The following is a 19,844-nucleotide window of genomic DNA, read 5'->3' as shown; positions in this document are numbered from 1 at the left end:
GCAGCGCGGAAGCCGGCGGCCTATTCCTTTTCCTTGATGGCCAGCACTTCGCGGCCCTTATAGTAGCCGCATTTCGGGCAGGCGCGATGAGGCAATTTCTGCTCGTGGCAGTTCGGGCACTCGGAAAGCGAGCGCGCCGTCAGGAAATCGTGTGCGCGCCGGGTCGCCGTCCGCGCCTTGGAATGTCTGCGTTTAGGATTTGCCATGCTGTTCCCGTTTGCGTTTCATGATCTTCGATACGTGCTTCGCAGCACCCTGAAAAATCTCAAATTCTAAATTCCCCACTGTGTCAGCGTTCCAGCTTCTCCCGCAGGCCTTTCAGGGCCTCCCAGCGCGGTTCGGCGAGCGGCTCCGGGCACTGGCAGGCGCCCTGGTTGAGGTTTTGTCCGCACAGCGGGCACAGACCCCTGCAGTCCTCGGCGCACACCACCCTCATGGGCACCGCCAGTAGGATCTGCTCGCTCAGAATGTCCTTCAGCTCGATGCCCTCTCCTTGGTAATAACCGATCTCCGCCTCCGCCTGCGTCACCGAGATCTCCTCGCGGCCGGCATCAATGCCCAGTGGCCGGTAGAGCAGCTCGAACGTCCGGGTCACAGGGCGGGTGACCGTCTCCAGGCAGCGGGCGCAGGCGCTTTCCACCGAAGTCGCCAACTCGCCCAGCACGCGGATGTCCTGAATCACTCCCTTGTGCCCGTGACGTTCCTCGATCAGTATGGCCCGCCCGGTGCAACGTAAAGGCCCGCACTGGCGCATGTGTGGACCGAGGTCAATTGTTTCGGGGGGGAATTCTTCCCCAAAATTGATCTCTTTCTGCTCCAGAACTTGCAGGCTGATGAACATCTCGGCACTGACGTAAGCGCAAGGCCGTCAGACAATTACCCGGCCTGGCACACACGGCAGAATTCTCCCCGGGGCGAAACTTAAGGATAAAGGGCGGGTCGCGGTAGTGTCAATGCAGGCCCCCCTCCGTTTGAAAACTATGCTTTGGCCTTCCTGTTTACCGGGACGATATTGACCTTCGACTGCAAGTCGCAGTCCTCGGCAAATCCCAGGATTCGCTTAGCGTAGTTCCGTCCTTGCTGCGGGGTGCGAAACAGTTTTGACGCAAGGGTAGCGTCGGAAGTCTGCAGAAATTCAACTCTGTAGTAAGTCACTTCTCGATTGTCTCATTGATTAGCAGCAATCCAGCATGGAAATTGCATGGTTCATTGTAGCGGCATCGTGCAGCTCGCTCCGCCATTGGGATCATAACTGACCTGCGCTGCCTGGTTGCTGCAGAATCCCCGCCGTCCGGTTTGCCCCACCAGCAGCGGCGTGCCGACGGCGACGTAGGCGCTGACCGGCGTACCCACGGTGCTGCCGATGGAGAACTGGTAGCCGGACTTCGGGCAGGGTTGCGAAACACAACCCAGCACCCAGTCAATGATGCCGGCGTGGTTGCCGTCAATCGGCTGACCCGGCGGCGGGTAGGCCAGCTTGGTGAGTAGATCGGCGTAACCGAGGTCGGGATAGGTGATCTGGTACGTCGTCTGGGCATTGGCGATGGCGTGCAGCGACGAAACCGCCGAGGCCTCGTTAGCTGACATCTTCGAGCGCAGCAGATTGGGGATGGCCATGGCCGCCAAGGCCAGGATGATGGCCACCACAATCAGCAACTCGATCAGCGAAAACCCGCGTTGGCGGCGCATGTCCTCCCCCTACTGCGGGCTACATTATCAAACGCACTGCCGATTGCAAATCAAAGGTTTTCCCGGTGGCAGGCTTTTCCCGCGGTGGAAAAGCGCCGCGAGACGGAAGGCGCAAACAGACAGAGGTAGCCCTTGGTGGCTGCCATCTGTGGGATTCAGCTCCAAAGACGTTGTTAGGCGCCGGCCTCGGTGCCCGTGGCACTGCCCCCTTCGCTGCAGATGCTGCTGACCCTGCGCTGGACTCGTTCGCGGCCCTTTTCGTAGGTTTTGCGCGCCGAGTTGGTCAGGTCCTGGGCGCGCTCCTGCAGGTTGTTGCGGGCTTCCTCTCCGCTCATCGGCGCAAACAGCACGCCTAGGCCGATTCCCAGTCCCAAACCAAACAGAAATGCTTTCATGCTCTCCTCCTGCGCTTCTCACCACTATACAGACAGATGCCAGAATGCGGTTGAAGTTGCCGCCGCGGATGTGGTGCAACTGTGCGAAGGGCCCCTAAGAACGGAGGTGCGGCCAAGGCGCTGATACACTAGGCGGCGATGATCTCTGGATTTGCTTCCGCCGAAGGCACCGCGCGCTACGCCGGGCGTTTTCCACAGGTGCGCGATGCCGGACACTTCCGCCGCGCCGACTGGGTGAAGGATGTGGGCGAACTCTCGCTCTCCTCCATCGGCCTCGGGACCTACCTGGGCGAGACCGATGCCGCCGCCGACCGCGCCTACACCGCCGCCGTCGCCGAAGCGCTGCGCTCGGGCATCAACATTGTGGACACGGCGATCAACTATCGCCACCAGCGCTCGGAGAAGAACATCGGCGCCGCCTTGGCCGAGCTGATCGGAAACGGAACGCTGCGCCGTGACGAGGTGCTGGTCTGCACCAAGGCGGGGTTCCTGACCTTCGACGGCGATATGCCCGCCGACCCGCGCGCCTACTTCACCCGGGAATACCTAGAGCCTGGGATCCTGGATCCGGCCGAGATTGCGGCTGGATCGCATTGCATGGCGCCGAAGTTCCTTGCCGACCAGATCGACCGTTCGCGCCACAACCTCGGGCTGGATACGATCGACGTCTTCTACCTGCACAATCCCGAGACCCAGCTCGGCGAAATTCCGCCCAAGCAGTTCGTCGAGCGCCTGCTGGCTGCCTTTGGCGAGCTGGAAGACGCAGCCAGGGCGGGCAAGATTCGCTGGTATGGCGTGGCCTCCTGGGATGCATTCCGCGTGCCGCCGGGGCAGAAGGGCTACATGCCGCTGGAAGCCGTCCTGCAGTGCGCCTACGACGCAGCCGGCGACGACCACCACTTTCGCTTTATCCAGTTGCCGTTCAATCTCGCCATGCCCGAGGCTTGGGCAGCCAGTAACCAGCAGCTCGAAAATGAGGCGGTGGCGCCACTGGAATTCGCGCATCGCATGGGCATCGCGGCGGTGGGCAGCGCCACCCTCGCCCAGGGACAACTCGCCGGTGAGCTGCCGGAGTTCATTTCCAAGCGCCTGGGCATGAGCAATTCGGCGGAAAACGCCATCCAGTTTGGCCGCTCCGCTCCGGGGATCGTCACCGCGCTGGTGGGTATGGGCAGGCCGGAGCACGTCAAGGCAAACCTGGCTGTGGCGTCCCATCCGTTGGCCGATCTGGAGCAGTGGCGCGCGCTGTTTCGCAGTTAACTCGTCCTTGGTTCGGGATTGACATCGGATGCGAAAGCCCGGCCTGCCGACTACGGACTACCAGACCCCAGCTACGAGCTACCAGCTCCCATCTACCGTCACCCCCATTGCTATACTGAGAATTCATGCTGCGAGTCCGCTTCGCGCCGTCGCCCACGGGTTTTCTGCACGTCGGCAGCGCGCGCACCTTCATCTTCAACTGGCTCTACGCCCGCCACAACGGCGGCGCCATGATCCTGCGCGTGGACGACACCGACGTGGAGCGCAACACCGAAGCCTCGCTCACCTCCATTTTCGAGGGCCTGCGCTGGCTCGATCTTCCCTGGGACGAGCAATACCGGCAGTCGGAGCGGCTGGCGCTGCACAAGCAGATGGCGGAGGCGATCTTCGCCAAGGGCATGGCGTATCGCGACTTCTCGCCGCCTCACGCAGACTCAGTGGACCGAGGACTGTTTCTGTATCATCCCAGCGCTCGCGAGATGTCACGAGAGCAGAGCGATCAGATGGCCGCTGCTGGCGAGCCGTTTGCGCTGCGTTTCCGCGTGCCGCGCGAGCCGCAGCGCACCATCCGCTTCAACGACGCCGTCTATGGCGAGCAGGCCAAGTCCACCGCCGACATCGAGGACTTCGCGCTCTTGCGCTCCGACGGCATGCCGACCTATCACATGGCCTCCTGCGCCGACGACGCCGACCTGCGCATCAGCCACGTCATCCGCGGCCAGGACCACCTCACCAACACCTTCAAACACATCCTGATCTTCGAAGCCGCCGGCGCCGCGCTGCCGCAGTTCGCGCACCTGCCTTTGCTGATGGCGCCCGACGGCACCAAGCTCTCCAAGCGCAAGCACGGCCCGGTAGTAAGCGTGACCACCTATCGCGACGCGGGATTCTTGCCGGAGGCGTTCGTCAATTTCCTGTGCCTGCTGGGCTGGTCGCCAAAACAGGACCGCGAGTTCCTGACGCGACAAGAGTTGATTGAGCTGTTTTCGCTGGAGGGCATCAATCGCGCCAACGCGGTAGTGAATTTCAAAGAATTGGTTGCCCCACCCTTGTCCCGCCCCGGGGAGCCTGCCCCGAGCCCAGTTGAGAGGGCGGGACAGGGTGGGGGCTTACCGTCCCCCGAGGACATGTTCGACGCGAAAGCCCTCTGGCTCAACGCCGAGCACATCCGCGCCTTACCTGTCGAAGACCTATGCAAGCGCCTGCTGCCCGTGGTGCGTGAGGCGGGCTTCGACGTTTCGCCAGAATACATCCAGCGCATCACGCCGCTGGTCCGCGAGCGCATCAAGCTGCTGAGAGATGTTCTCGCCGTCGCCGACTTCTTCTTCGTGGACCAACTGCCGCCGTACGATCCTGCGGAGTTGATCCCGCAAAAGGGCGATGCGACGATGGCGATCAAGGCGCTGACGAAAGCGCGCAAGGTGCTGGCCAACATGCCCGCCGCCGACTTCAAACACGACACCCTCGACGCCGCCCTCCGCGCCGCCGCCCAGGAACTCAAACTCAAAGCCGGGCAGATGTTCCAGCCGATCCGGGTCGCCGTCTGCGGGCGCAAGAACGCCCCGCCGCTGTTCGAGACCCTGGAAGTGCTGGGGAAAGAGACGACGGTGGCGAGAATCGACCAGGCAATCGAGAAGGTTCAGTAGAAAATTGGTCCCGGAGGGACCGGTTACAGTAGCCCGCCACTTCAGTGGCGGGTTAGGTGAACCAATAGAGCTAGTGCCGTAGGCACGGCTGAAATCACTCCGGAGTCGCAGATGGCGCACACGTACGTCTCCAGCCTTGTGCATTATGTCTTTTCAACCAGGGACCGCCGGAAATGCATTGGCGACGATCTGCGACCAAAGCTCTGGGCCTATCTCGGCGGCATTGCCCGCGAAAATCAGATGAAGGCACTTGCGGTCGGCGGCACGGACGATCACGTCCACGTGTTGCTCTCGCTGCCCGCTACAATCGCTATTGCCAAGGCCGTTCAGTTGTTGAAAGGCGGCTCATCGAAATGGATCAACGAGCATCCTGGGCCCGAGTTCCATTGGCAGGACGGATACGGCGCGTTCACGGTGAGCGTCTCCACTTTGGACAGAACCCTCGAATACGTTCGCAAGCAGCCCGAGCATCATCAAAAGCGCAGCTTCGAAGAGGAGTTCCTCGCCTTGTTGAGAGAGCACCGCATTGACTATGATCCGCGATACATCTGGGGATAATCTCAGCCGTCCCTACGGGACTGGTTCTTCTGGGCGGAGTGTTCCCGGCGTTAGAACGCCGGGCTATTGTCAACCGTCCCGCTGGGACTGCGGCCGCAAGAACGCCCCGCCGCTGTTTGAGACCCTGGAAGTGCTGGGAAAAGAGAAGGTATTGGAGCGAGTCGTGCACGCAATTGAGGGGGTTCAATAGGAATTGGAAGCTTGAGTTGTAATTTGGAACTTTCAGCAGGAAATTCGTCCCGGAGGGACCGGTGACAATAGCCCGCCACTTCAGTGGCGGGTAAGGAGAGCAGATAGAGTAAGTGCCGTAGGCACGGTTGAAATGTCGGCCCAATTTTCCGACCTGCGATTTTCAGCCGTCCCTACGGGACTTGAGTCTGTTGCCGAACTGCTCCCGGCGTTGAAACGCCGGGCTATTATCAGCCGTCCCGCTGGGACCGCGGCCGCAAGAACGCCCCGCCGCTGTTTGAGACGCTGGAAGTGCTGGGGAAACAGAAGACGCTTCAGAGGATTGAGCAGGCGATTGAGGGGTAGAATAGAATTTGTAATTGGTTTCTGCGAGATCGAACGACGGGACGGGTCAAGTGAATATACCGGCAGTAGGGCTAACCCGAGAGGACCTGAAGGAATATCTTGCCAACGATTCTGTTGTCCCGCTGTTCTTCTGCGGGGATAGTCGAACCGTACTGGAGGAATGGCCCGACCAGTCGATTGACATGTGCATGACCTCCCCCCCCTATTGGGGGCAGAGGCAGTATGCAGTGGAGGGCATTGGCCTCGAGGCGACTTATAGTGAATATGTTTGCAAGCTACTGGCAGTTTTCTCGGAAGTTCGCCGAGTATTAAAACCGACTGGTTCTTTATGGCTGAATATTGGGGACGCTTACCAAGAAAAAAGGTTATTGGGACTCCCCTGGCGGGTTGCGTTCACGATGACGGAACAGCAGGGATGGCTTCTTCGTAACGAAGTAATCTGGAACAAGGTGAAAGGCGGCCCCGATAATAGCAAAGACAAACTACGCAATGTACATGAGCATGTTTTCCATTTTGTGAAGAATGCCTATGGCTATTTCTATGACGTCGATGCTATTCGGAAAGTGCCGGGGACAGCCAAAGTGGTGAACGGTGCAGTGATTTCTGCTACTGGAGTGAGCGGCGTGCGCTACAGACGACAGATCGAGCTTTCGACTGTATTGACTGAGGCGGAGCGAAGAGCCGCATATGCCGCGCTGGAGGACATCCTGAATGAGGTAAGGGAAGGGAAACTTTCGGACTTCAGAATGATCATTCGGGGACAACAGCGCGCCACACACTCGGATTCTGACACTGTTTCAGGACGAGCTCGCGAACTCCAACAACGCGGGTACTATTTCCTTAGGTACGACCCAAATGGAGCTAAACCTAGCGACGTTTGGGACATCCTCCCAGAGGATACGCAAAAGCGGGGTATACATTTCGCGCCTTATCCGCAAGATTTGTGCAGGATCCCAATTGCAGCCACGTGTCCTGAAGGAGGTGTTGTTTTAGACCCATTTTGTGGGACGGGGACAACCATGGTGGTCGCACAGCAGCTCAACAGGAAGTCTGTCGGCATCGAGATCTCGGATGAGTACATCAGGACGGCCACAGAAAGGTGTGCCCCCTTGCTATGAGCAAGCTGCTGGAATTGTTTGGCGTCTCCACTTCTTCCAAAGAGCCCGTTAAGTGGCAAGAAGTCGTCGACAACAGATGGTGCCCATTTCTGGAACGCCTTTGCTTGAAAGGAAGAAAGAGTCAGCCGAATATTCTGATTGGCAGCTGCTCTGTATCGTACAGTCGCAAATCACTCCCCATTATCATCTGCCCACACCGATTACTTGAACGACAGCAACTTTTCACCGATTGCCTTCACCTGCTGACACTTCATGAGCCGGGCAACGAACTACATATCGTCTCAGAGGTGGGAATTCCGGGGGGCAGCGTCGATTATTTTGTCGTTTCGGCCAACAAGGGCAAGGTACGAGATTTCGTAGGAGTTGAATTACAAACTCTAGATACAACCGGAACAGTGTGGCCTGAGCGCCAGCGATTCCTGCTGGAAAATGGGCTTCCTGCTGCTAGGAAAGATGCCGAATCCAAGAAGACATTCGGCATGAACTGGATGATGAATGCTAAAACCATTCTGATCCAACTACACAATAAGGTCGTCACCTTCGAGGACATCAACAAGAAATTGGTGCTGGTGCTGCAAGACCCTTTCATGGAATACATGAGAAATACGTTTGTATTCGATGAGGTAACAGATGCTCGACTCGGCGATTCCATGCACTTTCATGCCTACAGCTTTTCGGCCACTGAGCGTGGGCTATGGAGGCTTGAGCTGGCCCACCGATACAGTACAAGCGCTGCAGGAGTTGCGAAATCGCTCGGGCAGAGAGCTGAAGCAAAAGTCGAACTCGAGGAGATTGTTTCGCTGCTAGAGGCAAAGATTTCCGACGCTACACTCTTCAACTTTGCTCATCCGGTGACAGATGTCACACCAACAACGCCACCTTCATAGACGAGTAGGGAGATTATGAGCCCGTCAGGACCGGAGGCCGAGGCTGCTGCCGTGACCGCGCCCGCCGCTGCGCCCTCCAATTTCATCCGCGACATCATCATCGAGGACCTCAAGACGAAGAAGTACGGCGACGCGGTCGTCCAGACGCGCTTTCCTCCCGAGCCCAACGGCTACCTGCACATCGGGCACGCCAAGGCCATCTGCCTCGACTTCGGCCTGGCGGACGAGTTCGGAGGCCGCACCAACCTGCGCTTCGACGACACCAATCCGGAAAAAGAAGAGCAGGAGTACGTGGACTCGATCATGGCGGACGTCCGCTGGCTGGGCTTCGAGTGGGACGGCCTCTACTACGCCTCCGATTATTTCGACCAGCTCTACGAGTGGGCGATCAAGCTGATCAAGGACGGCAAGGCGTACGTTGACGACCTGACGGCGGACGAAACCCGCGAATACCGCGGCACCCTCACCGAGTCCGGCCGCGAGAGCCCGTATCGCAATCGCCCGGTGGAAGAAAATCTCGACCTGTTCACGCGCATGGAGAAAGGCGAGTTTCCCGACGGCTCGCGCGTGCTGCGCGCCAAGATCGACATGACCTCGCCCAACATGAACATGCGCGATCCGGTCATGTACCGCATCCTGCACGCCTCGCATCACCGGACGGGCGACAAGTGGTGTATCTACCCGATGTACGACTACGCCCACGGCCAGTCCGATTCCCTGGAAAAAGTCACGCACTCCATGTGCACGCTGGAGTTTGCCGACCACCAGCCGCTCTATCGCTGGTACATCGAACAGCTCGGCATCTTTCCCTCGCAGCAGATCGAGTTCGACCGCCTCAACCTGACCTACACCTTGCTCAGCAAGCGCAAGCTACTGCAGTTGGTCAACGAAGGCCACGTGCGCGGCTGGGACGATCCCCGCATGCCCACCATCTGTGGCATCCGTCGCCGCGGCTACACCCCGGAGGCGATCCGCAATTTTGTTACGGCAGTAGGCGTGTCGCGCACCAACGGCATTGTTGACCTGGCCATGCTGGAGCACTTCGTCCGCGAAGACCTGAACAAGCGCGCGCCGCGGGTTATGGCCGTGCTGCGTCCGCTCAAGGTGGTAATTGACAATTACCCCGAAGGTCAGACCGAAGAACTGGAAGCCATCAACAATCCCGAGGATCCCAGCGCGGGCAAGCGCAAGGTACCGTTCTCGCGCGAGCTGTACATTGAGCAGGACGACTTCCGCGAGGTGCCGCCGCCCAAGTATTTCCGCTTGTCGCCGGGACGCGAAGTCCGCCTGCGCTATGCCTACATCGTCAAGTGCACCAATGTTGTGAAGGACGAGAAAACCGGCGAGGTGGTGGAAGTGCACGTTACCTACGATCCGGAAACGCGCAGCGGCAGCGCCTCGGCCAATCGCAAAGTGAAGTCCACCATTCACTGGGTTTCGGCGGATCATGCAGTGGACGCCGAAGTGCGGCTTTACGACACGCTGTTTAGCAAAGAGGATCCCAGCCAGGTCGAAGCGGGCAAGGATTTCACCTCCAACCTGAATCCCAAGTCGCTGGAGATCGTGAGCCACGCGAAACTGGAGCCGTCGCTGGCCGATGCCGTTCCCGGCAGCCGCTGCCAGTTCGAGCGCCTGGGATATTTTTGCGTTGATCCCGATTCGGTTTCGGGAAAACCGGTCTTCAACCGCACCGTCGCCCTGAAGAACACCTGGGCTAAGATCGAGCGCCAAGCCGCTTTGTAGTGATGATCGGCCGGGCGAGTGCCGCCAGCCCGTTTTGGTCCCTAAGGCAGTGATCAGATATGCTTTGGTAATGACATGACTGATTGACGCTGCACAGCAACTCACATATATTCACGCCAACATTGACCGGTTCAACACCGTCGCTCCCCCCAAAGTTCAAGGTGCGCCCGGTCGTGTCGTGTCCCAGGAATATCCCAAGCCAGTCCTGGGTGATAAGTTGCGCGCGTCTTCGTTAATGCAGGCCCTTAACCGTTAACCCGGAACCAGCGGAACAGCAGAGCTGCGAATGGAGAATGTCTTTATCGGGATCGTCATCATCCCCGGCATCTTCGCCCTGCTGTTTTTCCTGGTTTTCAGCTATCTCTACCGGCAGGTGCAGGAACCCTACTTCCGCGCCTGGCAGATCGCCTGGGGCGCCTACTGCCTGCAGTACGCCTTCCTGGCCTGGACCTTCTTCGGGGCGGAAACCCAGGTCGCCTATTTCGCCTCCAAGCTGTTGTTCTGCGTGGTGGCGGCGGCGATCTTCGTGTCCACGCGGCTGGTGCGGGAAAACTACCGGCCGCACTGGTCCGATGCGGCGCTGGCCTTGGGTGCGGTGGCGCTTACGATCTACAACTTCCTGGCTCATATCAATGGCGGTCGGTTTACCGCCAGGGCGCGGCCGCACCTGGAATTGGAAGTCGCCATCGCTATCGTGCTGCTGATTTCGGCCGCGCGTTTCTATCGCATCGGCCGGCAGCGCGATTCGGTGGGCTTCCGCCTGGTGGCGGCTGCGCTGGTGGTGTGGACGCCGCTGCTGCTGGCACGCCAGTTCCACACGTTTTTCGACATGGCCTTCGGGCGCGTCGGACACTTCGTCGAAACCATGCCGCAGATGCTGGTGGGCGTGGCCATGATCCTCGTGCTGTTCGAGCACGAGCGCCGGCAGGTGCAGGAAAACTCGCTGGTTTTCTCCACCCTGGATGTGGATGTCAGCAGCCTGCTCAGCCCCGCCGAAGCCGCCCCCGCGCTGGTCAAGTTGCTGGACCGGCTGACGCGCCTGTGCCGGGCGGAGCGCGCCGCCATCTACATCGCCGAGCGCTGGCGCGTTGTGCTGCCGTCGGTGTCGCGCGGTTTCGAGCCGGAGTTCGTTCAGGAACTGGAGCGTGAGGGCAGCGGCGAGTACCTGAGCGACATTGCCTTCCGCCGTGGCGGGCTGGCTACTTTCCACAACGTGGCGCAGATGAGCGAACCGCTGCCGGCAGGGGCGCCGCGGCGTTTCGAGCGCTGTAAGGCCCTGCTGGAGCGCTACCGCGTGGACAGCGTCACCTCGGTCAGCCTGCAGACCCGCGACCACAACTTCGGCGTTGTCATTCTGCCGCATCATGAGCGCAAGGTGCCAGGCACATCGCAGGTGCGGATGCTGCTCGGGGTGGCCATGCAGATCGGCATGACGCTGGAGAACTATGTCGTCATGCACGAAGCCAAGCGGCGCACCCGGGAATACGAACTGCTGACCGAGATGGGCAAGGTGATCAGCTCCCGCCTCGATCCCGATGAAGTGCTGCGCTCCATTCGCAAGGAGCTGGGGCTGCTGTTCGATACCGAGACCTTTTACGTCGCGTTCCTGGAAGATGACGAACTGAGTTTCGAGTTCGAATGTGTGCGCGGGGAGATCCGGCCGAAGCGCCGGCGCAAGACCGCCAACGCGCTGACCGAATACGTGATCCGCAGCGGCCAGCCGCTGCTGGTCCGCTCCGACATGGAGAATGTGCGGGCGCGCCTAGGGCTGACTTTCGTGCCCGAAGTCCCGGCCAAAAGCTACTGCGCCGTGCCCATCCACATCAACAACCGCGCCGTGGGCGTGCTGGCGGCGATGAACTTCGACCGCGAGCTCGTGTACGAGTCGCGCGACCTGGAGCTGCTGCAAACCGCCGCTGGGCAGGTCGCGGTGGCCATCGAAAATGCGCGTCTGTTCAAGGAACAGCAGCGCCGCTCGCGCTATCTTGCCTTCCTCAATAACGTCTCCAAGATGGCCATTTCCAGCCAGGACGCAGCGCAGATGCTGGCCGAGATCGTCGCTGAAATTCAGCAAAACTTCGATTTCGATCACATCGGCATCGGCATGCTCGATTATGTGACCAAGGAGATTGAAATCAAGGCCGAGGCTGGCGCCACCGTTTCCGGCGTCGGCAAGCGCGTCCCGTTAGGTTCCGGCCTGTTGGCCCGCTGCGCCCGCAGCAACGAGATGGTGCTGGTGCAGGACGGCGATTCCAAGCTGGCCTCCATCCTGCCCGATGCGCGCTCCGTGCTCTGCCTGCCGCTGACCTATGGCGAGAGCCTGCTGGGCGTGCTCAACGTGGAGAGCCGCCGCGAAAAGGCCTTCGCCGGGCAGGAAGTCCTCATCCTGCGCACCCTGGCCGACCTGCTGGCCACCGCGCTGCACAACGCGTTTGTCTTTCAGAAGCTGCAGCAGCAGTCGATCACCGATGGCCTGACCGGAATCAAGACTCGCCGCTTCTTTCTGGAGAACCTGCAGACAGAATGGAAGCGCGCGTCGCGGTCCGGACGCTCCTTCTCCGTCGTGCTCATCGACCTCGACAAGTTCAAGGCGGTCAACGACACCAACGGCCACCTGGAAGGCGATTTGGTGCTGGCGCGGGTCGGGCGGCTGCTGGAGCAAAAATGCCGTCAATCGAACGTGGTGGCGCGCTACGGCGGAGACGAGTTTGTCATCCTCATGCCGGAAACCGGCGTCGAGCAGGCGCAGATTCTGTCGGAACGTCTACGGCTCTGGCTGGTCACCGATCCCATGCTCAACGAGCGCCAGATCACCGGCAGCTTCGGCGTGGGAACCTTTCCCGCGCACGGCGCGACCGCCGAAGAAGTGCTGCGCATCGCCGACGCGGGCATGTACGTTTCCAAACGCGCGGGCGGGAATTGCGTCTCAATTGCCGAGGAATTCATCAACGCGGGCGGCGCGGTGGCGCAGCGGCAACTGCTCACCGCCTACATCGAGGGCTTCCTCCAGCGCGAGCACACCGGTCCTGAATCGGTCCAGGAACTGACGGCCACGCTCAAGAACATGTGCGCCGCCTCCAACAGCCGCGAGTCCCTGATGGAGGCGCTGTACGCCCTCAGCCGCGCCTCCGAAGGGCGCGAGGTGCACGCCAGCGGGCTGGGGGAAGCGGTGGCGCGCGAGGTCGAGGTATTGGGGCGCGAGCTCGGCATGAACGAGAGTGAACTGCAGGATGTGGTCTACGCCGCCCGCGTTCACGATCTCGGCAAGCTCATTCTGCCGGAAAAAATTCTCTGCAAGTCCGCCCCGCTCACCGAAGACGAGTTTTACCTGGTGAAAATGCACCCGCTGGTCGGGGCGGAGATCGTGTCCTGCATCCCGGACAGCGAGCGCCTGCAGGACATCATCAAGCACCATCACGAGCGCTTCGACGGCGCCGGCTATCCCGACGGATTGCGCGGCGAGCAAATTCCGCTCGGCTCGCGCATGTTGTTTGTCGTGGATGGCTACCTCACCATGATGAGCGATCGCCCGTTCGCACACCGCATGTCGCAGAGCGAAGCCATCGCGGAGCTGGAACGCTGCAGCGGCACGCAGTTCGACGGCATGCTGGTGCGGCTGTTTCTGGAGCAGGTCAGGGGCAAGAAAAAGCCCATCCCCAGCAGCCAGTAGAAGCGTCGATCCAAGCCGCTCCTGCCGGAATTGCCGCGGAAGGCACGGCCTGGTCGGCTACTCCTTCCCCCGCTTCTGCGGCTCCAAACTCTCCAGCAAACTCTCCGCCACCGCATCCACTACCGGCTGCGGCACCTCTTCCATCGCCCTGGCTGTTCGCCGGCGTTTCCCCGCTTCCTTGGTCAACAACACGATCACGTGGGCAATGGCCGCGTTATCGGTTCCCATGCCTTCCGGCGTCTTGGCCTTCACCCCGACCGAGCCCGCCTCAATGCCCAACAACTCCGCCACTCGCCGCTGGATCAGCGCCGCGTGCGGTCCGATCTTCGGCTCCTGCAGGACCAGCGTGGAATCCACGTTCGCTACCGCGTACCCGGCGCGCCTCACGTGTTCCATCGCCGTCTGCACGAAGACGGCGGAGTCCGCACCCTGCCAGCGCGCGTCCGACGGTGGGAAGTAGGTGCCGATATCACCGGCAGCAATCGCCCCCAGCAACGCGTCGGTCAACGCGTGCAGCAGGACGTCGCCGTCGGAATGACCGGTGAGCCCCTGCGGATGCGCGATCGTCACGCCGCCGATTTTCAGCGGTATGCCGCTCTTGAACTCGTGCGAATCCCACCCGTATCCAATTCTCATAAGTAGCTTTTAGCTTTTAGCCGTTAGCTCTTAGCCGGACCAGTCGTTAGCTAAAAGCTAAGAGCTAACGGCTAAGAGCTGTGTTTTACATAGAACTCTGCCAGCTCCAAGTCTCCCGGCGTGGTGATCTTGATATTGCGCGGCGAGCCCATCACCACGAACACCTCATGTCCGGAGCGTTCCACCAGGGAAGCCTCATCGGTGCCGGTGAAGCCGTCGGCCTCGGCTTCGGCGAACGCCTTTTTCAGCACGTCGTAGCGGAAGGCCTGCGGCGTCTGCGCCATGACAATCTGCGCCCGCGGGATGGTGGCACGGATCACCGCTCCCTCGGCGGTCCGTTCGACTTGCTTGATGGTGTCCACCGCCGGCACGCCGGCGATGGCGGCGCCGTGGCGCACGGCTGCCTCGATCACGTTGTGGATGATTTCCGGATCCACCAACGGGCGCACCGCGTCGTGCACCAAGATCACGTCGTCGGGCGCGGCCTTCAGCGCCGCCAGCGCGTGCGCCACCGACTGCTGCCGATGCTCGCCGCCTTCCACCACGCGCACCGGCTTGCCCAGCTTCTCCTGCGCCAGCCGCGGTTGGTATCCGGCGGCTTCGGAGGGACGCAGCGCAAGGTAGATTTCGCTCACCTGGAGCACGGCGACAAACTTGCGCAGCGTGTGCACCAGGATCGGCACGCCGTCGAGTTCGGTGAACTGCTTGGACGCTGCCGGAACCACGCGCGCGCCGCTGGCCGCCGCCATGCGTGTCCCCAGTCCCGCCGCCGGAATAATGACAATCACGTTCATAAGGGGCAACAAGTATATACAGCCGCGGCGGACTCATCCATCCATGTTGCCAAGATCGGTTCCCGCCGATACCAGCGGAAGCGCTAACACGTTGCGCCTCGTCTTTGCGTACTTACGGCAAATCGGCGCAACACCGCCAACTTTTCTTCGGCAAACTCGATGCAAGTCTTTCCCGTAAGCGGCCAGCCGTGCAGCAGTCGCCCAGGTTGGGAATTACAGAAGTAACAATGTGCTCAATATCACACAAGGATGGAAATCGGCTCTGCCATCATCCTGGCGTGTGGCACTTCATGGACGCAACGCGGAACCGCCAACTGCTGCCGCCGGTTGTGGCGCGCCGCGACGGGTCTGCTTCTGATCGTCTAGTCTGCGGGGGAGGTATGCACCGTGCTGGGGACAGCGCATTGCGTTCCTTTGCGAGTGCGTCGCGTCAGGGCCACGGGAAATCCCGCGGATTCACGCTGGTGGAGCTACTCGTGACTGTGGCAGTCATCCTCACCCTGTGCGCGATTGCCATTCCAAACATGATGGCCGCCGTGGATCGAGCTAAAGTCGCACGCGCCGTCGGAGACATCCGTACGATCGGAAGTCAGGTGCAGGCGTTCCAACTCACCAGCGGCACTTATCCCAATACGCTGGACGAGGTCGGATACGGGGCCCATCGCGATCCCTGGGGTACTCCCTACCAATACCTCAATCTTCAGGACGTCAAAGCCAAGGGAAAGATGCGCAAGGACCGTTTTCTGGTTCCCATCAACAGCTTCTTCGACCTTTACAGCAAGGGAAAAGACGGTGCGAGCGTAAGTCCGCTCACGGCAAAACAGAGCCAGGACGACATCATCTGGGCCAATGATGGTGGATACGTTGGGCTCGGCAAGGACTTCTAGGCGCGATGAGGGTGGACTTCACGTTTCTGCGCAGCAAAGTGGCGCGACGAATTTTTATTCTCTTTGTCTGTTGTGCCCTGCTACCGATTCTTGCCTTGACCTTCATTTCTCTCCAATCGGTTTCACAGCAGCTCGCTGAACAGAGCCGTAGCCAACTGCAGCGGGCGAGTAAAGCGGAGGGAATGGGAGAGTACGAACGGTTGGGAAGCCTGGAAGGCGAGATGAAGATCGTGGCTTTGCACCTCGCCCAGGGACGTTCACCCGGGCTGGGAGAAACTTTCAAGGCTCGCTTCACGAATGCTGCCAGCTTCGGCGCGCTGGGGGAAATGCAGAACGTAGCCCTCGGCAAAGCGTTGCGTTTACCTGCCTTCAGCCCCGAGCAGCGGAAGCACCTGCTGGCGGGCAAGTCTCTGCTGGTTGTGGACTCCTGCATCGGACGCGCCGCTAGCTGCGTCAGCATGATTCGCCTCATTGATCCCGCCCAGCCACAAGCAGGAACGCTGATGGCCGAGATCAACCCGGGCTATCTCTGGGATCCGGAGAAGTTGGCCTTTGGGGTGAACTTGTGCGTGTACACTTCGGGCAAAGCGCTTTCCTGTGAGGAAAACGCCGCGCTGCAGAAGGCTGTCGGCAGCTTGGAGCGGAAGCCGGGCGATACGAATCGCCTGTTCAGTTGGAACAGCGGTGGAATTCGCTATGATTCAGCCTACTGGAAGCTGTTTCTCAAGGCTCATTTCCTGGCACCGGATTGGACCATTGTCTTCAGCCAGAGGCGCGACGAGAACCTCGCCCCCATGCGGCATTTCCAAGCCACATTCCCATTTGTGGTTCTACTGGCAGTTTTGGCGGTTATCCTGCTCAGCTCGATCCAAATCCGCCGTATCCTTGTGCCCCTCGAAAAGCTGGCCGAAGGAACCGAGCAAATCGGCGCGCAGCATTTTGAAGCCAGAGTGGACGTGCGCAGCGGTGACGAGTTCGAAAACCTGGCGCGTTCCTTCAACGCCATGTCCTCTCGCCTGGGCCGGCAGTTTCATGCGCTCCGCACGGTCCACGATATCGATCAGGCGATCCTGGCTTCCCTGAATCGGGAAGGAATCATCGCCGCCGTTTTGCAGCATATGCCCGATCTGCTGCCCCATGGCTGCTTCGCCGTGGCGTTGTTGAGCGATCCGCACCTCGAGAATCTTCCCAGCTTGAGCCTTACGATTCCGAGCCGGAGCCTCCCCTGCCGGCGCGTGGAGACGAGTTTCTCCGGCCAGGATTTGGCGCAGCTTCAGCGCAATCACACGTCTTGGCTCGTTGCCCCCGGTGAGCTCGTCCCCGAGTTCCTGGCGCCCCTGGCAGGCGAGGGCATGACGGCGTTTCTGATCCTGCCCGTCCACGTGGATGGGAGGGCTTTCGGGGCACTGATCTGCGCGCATACGCACGTCCTCGCAGGAGCCAAGGAAGACCTCGAGCAGACCCGGCAGGTTGCCGACCAGCTTGCGGTCGCGTTGTCCAACATCCAACTGATGGAGGCTTTGGAACAACTTCACTGGGGAGCCTTGAGCGCGCTGGCGCGTGCCATTGATGCGAAATCGGCTTGGACTGCCGGGCACTCCGAGCGCGTGACCCACCTCGCGGGGAAGATTGCAAGGGCGATGGGGGTTTCGCCGAAGGAACTGCAGATCATGCACCGCGGAGGGTTGCTGCACGACATCGGCAAAATAGGCACGCCACCGGAAATCCTCGATAAGCCCGGAAAGCTCGACCAAAAAGAAATGCAGACCATGCGCGATCACGTCCGCATCGGCGTGCGAATTCTCGAACCTGTTCCCGGCCTTCGGGAAGCTCTGCCGATCGTGGCCCAGCATCACGAATGGTTCGATGGCAGCGGGTACCCGGAGGGCTTGGCGGGAGAGCAGATCAGCCTCCACGCCCGCATTTTCGCCGTGGCTGATTGTTATGATGCGTTGATTTCCAACCGTCCCTATCGCCGCGGGTTGCCGCGGGCCAAGGTGATTGAAATCATCGAAGGCGGTTCCGGGACGCAGTTCGATCCCCGCGTGATCGAGGTTTTCCATCGCTTGTGCGCGGAAGACCCTGAGTTATCCGGTATGCCGGAGCCATCCGAAATGATTGAGCAGCGGTCATGAATGCACGCGGGAGCGCGCGATGTCACGGAGAAGAGTTGCCCTCATTGTAGTTCTACTGGTGAGTTGCCTGGCCTGCAATCGGGGGATCAAATCCCCGCCCCAGGAATTGCTCGGCGTGTGGACGACCGACGTTCCCGCCTACCAAGGCCGCTATCTGAAATTCGAGAAGGACTACGTCCTCTTCGGAGTCGGCCAAGACGCTTCACCCACGATTCAACCGATCTTGAGCATTGATGTCCGACAGGACGGCAAGCAGACCGTCTACACTGTCCATTCCGTGGATGCTGATGGAGCCCACGAATTCGTTTTCTTTTTTGACCCCTCCGATGGTGGAGCCCTGCGGATCAAGAATCAGAGAGAGGTGGTGTGGAGGAATCGAGGCTGAGTTCCCAACCGCATTTCTCGGTCCGGCCAGCACACTCGGTGTCCCACTTCGTGCTGCGTTGGCGAGTAGAAATGACGGCCTGCTGATCTGAGGCGCCGCGTACAACCTGGGGCACGTTTGGTCGTCAGAGCGGAAATGCGGTGATCCTTCAGACTCCCAATCCGAATCTCCCTACACCGGTTCCGCTGGTCTTTCCGATGCCACCGCCGGCGCGCCCGGAGGAGCAACCGTCGGCGACGGGGCGCTGGGTTGCGGCTGCCCGGGACGGACGTTGGCGCCGCGCGGCGGCTCGGGACGCATCACAGCACGCTCGTCGAACTTCCCGAAGATCATCTTCCCCGCCGTGGTCTGCAGCACCGAGGTCACCGCGATGTCGATCGTCTTGCCAATCATCTTGCGCGCATTGTCCACCACGACCATGGTTCCGTCGTCCAGATACGCTACCCCCTGGTTGTACTCCTTGCCCTCCTTGAGAATAAACACGCGCATCGTCTCGCCGGGCAGCACAATCGGCTTCAGCGAGTTCGCCAGCTCATTGATGTTGAGCACTTCCACGCCCTGCAGTTGTGCCACTTTATTGAGGTTGAAGTCGTTGGTGACGATCTTGCCCTCCAGAAACTTGGCCAGCTCGATCAGCTTCATGTCCACTTCGCGGATGGCGGGAAAGTCGTTTTCCACGATCTGCACCTGCAGCGTGGCGATCTTCTGAATGCGTTGCAGGATGTCCAGCCCGCGGCGGCCGCGATTGCGCTTCAGCGAGTCGGCGCTGTCGGCCACCAGTTGCAGTTCGCGCAGCACAAACTGCGGGATCACTAGTACGCCGTCCAGAAAGCCGGTTTCCGCGATGTCGGCAATCCGCCCGTCTATAATGACGCTGGTATCCAGGATTTTGTGGCTCTTCTTGGCCTGCTTTTCCCCGCCGAAGATGCCGCCCAGCGCCGACAAGTTCAGCAGGTCGCCTTTGTTCGCTCCCACGATCAGCCCGACATACGCCATCAGCAGGATGACCATCAGTTGCAGGAAGCTCTGCGTGGGGCCCGGCTTGAGAGAATTGCGAATCACCAGGCTGAACAGGTAGGCGCCGAAGATGCCGAGCACGCTTCCGATGGCCGATCCGATCAGCCGCTTCAGGCTGATCTCCCGCAGGCGCATCTCGAAGAGAACGATGGCCAGCCCGATGGCGGCCCCCACCACGGCGTCGGCCCGTGAACTGAGTCCGAACGGCTGCAGCAGGTCGCAGACCGCCGCGATTGTCAGAACAAAAATAAGTCGTATAAAGACTATATCCATAGGGACCTCCCCTGGCCAATTTTCCAGCCAGATGCCCTACCGTCACGAGCTCACAGGGAAGGGGAACCCCGTTGCACCCGGGGCTTACCGATTATGAATGAATAATTTATATCATCATAGCCGCGGGCAAGCACGCGCCAAGTTGGGCCGTAACCGCAATCTTGGGGGAGGGACCGGCCTCCGCGCAGCTCGCCCTAAGGCCTCCTGTTCTTGCCTC

19 protein-coding genes are annotated in these 19,844 nt (G+C 60.4%); 12 read left to right on the top strand and 7 right to left on the bottom strand.

The genetic code is table 11. The annotated features are described in order from the left end of the window. Positions 1–20: 20 nt before the first annotated feature. The 4 genes from rpmF to LAN64_03900 all read right to left on the bottom strand — a co-directional run bounded on the left by rpmF (position 21) and on the right by LAN64_03900 (position 2,084). Complete coding sequence (gene rpmF, locus LAN64_03915; protein ID MBZ5566978.1) at positions 21–206, bottom strand: 50S ribosomal protein L32; 186 nt, start codon at positions 204–206, stop codon at positions 21–23. Positions 207–289: 83 nt separating this feature from the next. Further along, the gene (locus tag LAN64_03910; protein MBZ5566977.1) at positions 290–841 is read right to left on the bottom strand and encodes a DUF177 domain-containing protein; all 552 of its coding nucleotides are present in this window, start codon (positions 839–841) and stop codon (positions 290–292) included. Positions 842–1,206: 365 nt separating this feature from the next. After that, entirely contained in the window at positions 1,207–1,689 is a 483-nt protein-coding gene (locus tag LAN64_03905) for a type II secretion system GspH family protein (protein MBZ5566976.1), read from the bottom strand. Between the two features lie 173 nt (positions 1,690–1,862). Then, on the bottom strand, positions 1,863–2,084 hold the full coding sequence (locus LAN64_03900; GenBank protein MBZ5566975.1) for a YtxH domain-containing protein: 222 nt from the start codon (positions 2,082–2,084) through the stop codon (positions 1,863–1,865). A gap of 138 nt (positions 2,085–2,222) precedes the next feature. Here LAN64_03900 and LAN64_03895 point away from each other — a divergent pair, with 138 nt between their 5' ends. The 9 genes from LAN64_03895 (at position 2,223) to LAN64_03855 (ending at position 13,500) form a co-directional block, all read left to right on the top strand. Then, positions 2,223–3,344, top strand: coding sequence for an aldo/keto reductase (locus LAN64_03895; protein ID MBZ5566974.1), 1,122 nt, complete (start codon positions 2,223–2,225; stop codon positions 3,342–3,344). Between the two features lie 125 nt (positions 3,345–3,469). Continuing rightward, positions 3,470–4,990, top strand: coding sequence for a glutamate--tRNA ligase (gene gltX, locus LAN64_03890; GenBank protein MBZ5566973.1), 1,521 nt, complete (start codon positions 3,470–3,472; stop codon positions 4,988–4,990). A gap of 111 nt (positions 4,991–5,101) precedes the next feature. After that, positions 5,102–5,548: an IS200/IS605 family transposase gene (gene tnpA, locus LAN64_03885; GenBank protein ID MBZ5566972.1), complete on the top strand. Its 447-nt coding sequence runs from the start codon at positions 5,102–5,104 to the stop codon at positions 5,546–5,548. Then, a complete protein-coding gene (locus tag LAN64_03880) occupies positions 5,523–5,738 on the top strand; it encodes a hypothetical protein (GenBank protein MBZ5566971.1) in 216 nt (71 codons plus the stop codon). The genes tnpA and LAN64_03880 overlap by 26 nt, the downstream gene beginning before the upstream one ends. A gap of 272 nt (positions 5,739–6,010) precedes the next feature. Further along, positions 6,011–6,082, top strand: a complete 72-nt coding sequence (locus LAN64_03875; GenBank protein ID MBZ5566970.1) for a hypothetical protein — start codon at positions 6,011–6,013, stop codon at positions 6,080–6,082. 182 nt (positions 6,083–6,264) lie between these two features. Continuing rightward, a complete protein-coding gene (locus tag LAN64_03870; protein ID MBZ5566969.1) occupies positions 6,265–7,200 on the top strand; it encodes a site-specific DNA-methyltransferase in 936 nt (311 codons plus the stop codon). After that, positions 7,197–8,087: a hypothetical protein gene (locus tag LAN64_03865; protein MBZ5566968.1), complete on the top strand. Its 891-nt coding sequence runs from the start codon at positions 7,197–7,199 to the stop codon at positions 8,085–8,087. Before LAN64_03870 ends, LAN64_03865 begins: the two co-directional genes overlap by 4 nt. Positions 8,088–8,102: 15 nt before the next feature. Beyond that, positions 8,103–9,830 carry a glutamine--tRNA ligase/YqeY domain fusion protein gene (locus LAN64_03860; GenBank protein MBZ5566967.1) on the top strand — a complete coding sequence of 576 codons (1,728 nt, stop codon included), beginning with the start codon at positions 8,103–8,105 and terminating at the stop codon, positions 9,828–9,830. Positions 9,831–10,116: 286 nt separating this feature from the next. Next, positions 10,117–13,500, top strand: coding sequence for a diguanylate cyclase (locus LAN64_03855; protein ID MBZ5566966.1), 3,384 nt, complete (start codon positions 10,117–10,119; stop codon positions 13,498–13,500). Between the two features lie 57 nt (positions 13,501–13,557). Here the strand turns inward: LAN64_03855 and ispF are convergent, their stop codons facing one another. Together ispF and ispD are read right to left on the bottom strand one after the other, a co-directional pair. Beyond that, positions 13,558–14,136 carry a 2-C-methyl-D-erythritol 2,4-cyclodiphosphate synthase gene (gene ispF / locus LAN64_03850; protein MBZ5566965.1) on the bottom strand — a complete coding sequence of 193 codons (579 nt, stop codon included), beginning with the start codon at positions 14,134–14,136 and terminating at the stop codon, positions 13,558–13,560. Between the two features lie 71 nt (positions 14,137–14,207). Continuing rightward, complete coding sequence (gene ispD, locus LAN64_03845) at positions 14,208–14,930, bottom strand: 2-C-methyl-D-erythritol 4-phosphate cytidylyltransferase (protein MBZ5566964.1); 723 nt, start codon at positions 14,928–14,930, stop codon at positions 14,208–14,210. 380 nt (positions 14,931–15,310) lie between these two features. On the opposite strand from ispD, the gene LAN64_03840 reads away from it, so the two are divergent. The 3 genes from LAN64_03840 to LAN64_03830 all read left to right on the top strand — a co-directional run bounded on the left by LAN64_03840 (position 15,311) and on the right by LAN64_03830 (position 18,337). Continuing rightward, positions 15,311–15,817, top strand: a complete 507-nt coding sequence (locus tag LAN64_03840; protein ID MBZ5566963.1) for a prepilin-type N-terminal cleavage/methylation domain-containing protein — start codon at positions 15,311–15,313, stop codon at positions 15,815–15,817. 182 nt (positions 15,818–15,999) lie between these two features. Then, positions 16,000–17,952: an HD domain-containing protein gene (locus tag LAN64_03835; protein MBZ5566962.1), complete on the top strand. Its 1,953-nt coding sequence runs from the start codon at positions 16,000–16,002 to the stop codon at positions 17,950–17,952. A 19-nt stretch (positions 17,953–17,971) separates the two neighbouring features. Further along, positions 17,972–18,337 (top strand): hypothetical protein, encoded by a 366-nt coding sequence (locus LAN64_03830; GenBank protein MBZ5566961.1) that lies wholly within the window; start codon positions 17,972–17,974, stop codon positions 18,335–18,337. 171 nt (positions 18,338–18,508) lie between these two features. Here LAN64_03830 and LAN64_03825 read toward each other — a convergent pair whose 3' ends face one another. Beyond that, positions 18,509–19,627: a TRAM domain-containing protein gene (locus LAN64_03825; protein ID MBZ5566960.1), complete on the bottom strand. Its 1,119-nt coding sequence runs from the start codon at positions 19,625–19,627 to the stop codon at positions 18,509–18,511. Positions 19,628–19,844 lie beyond the last annotated feature (217 nt).

The sequence above is a fragment of the Terriglobia bacterium genome, assembly GCA_020073185.1.
In the GTDB taxonomy this organism is placed as follows: domain Bacteria; phylum Acidobacteriota; class Terriglobia; order Terriglobales; family Acidobacteriaceae; genus JAIQGF01.
The sequence above is the reverse complement of the archived record's forward strand: the minus strand, read 5'-3'. Positions and strand labels throughout refer to the sequence as shown.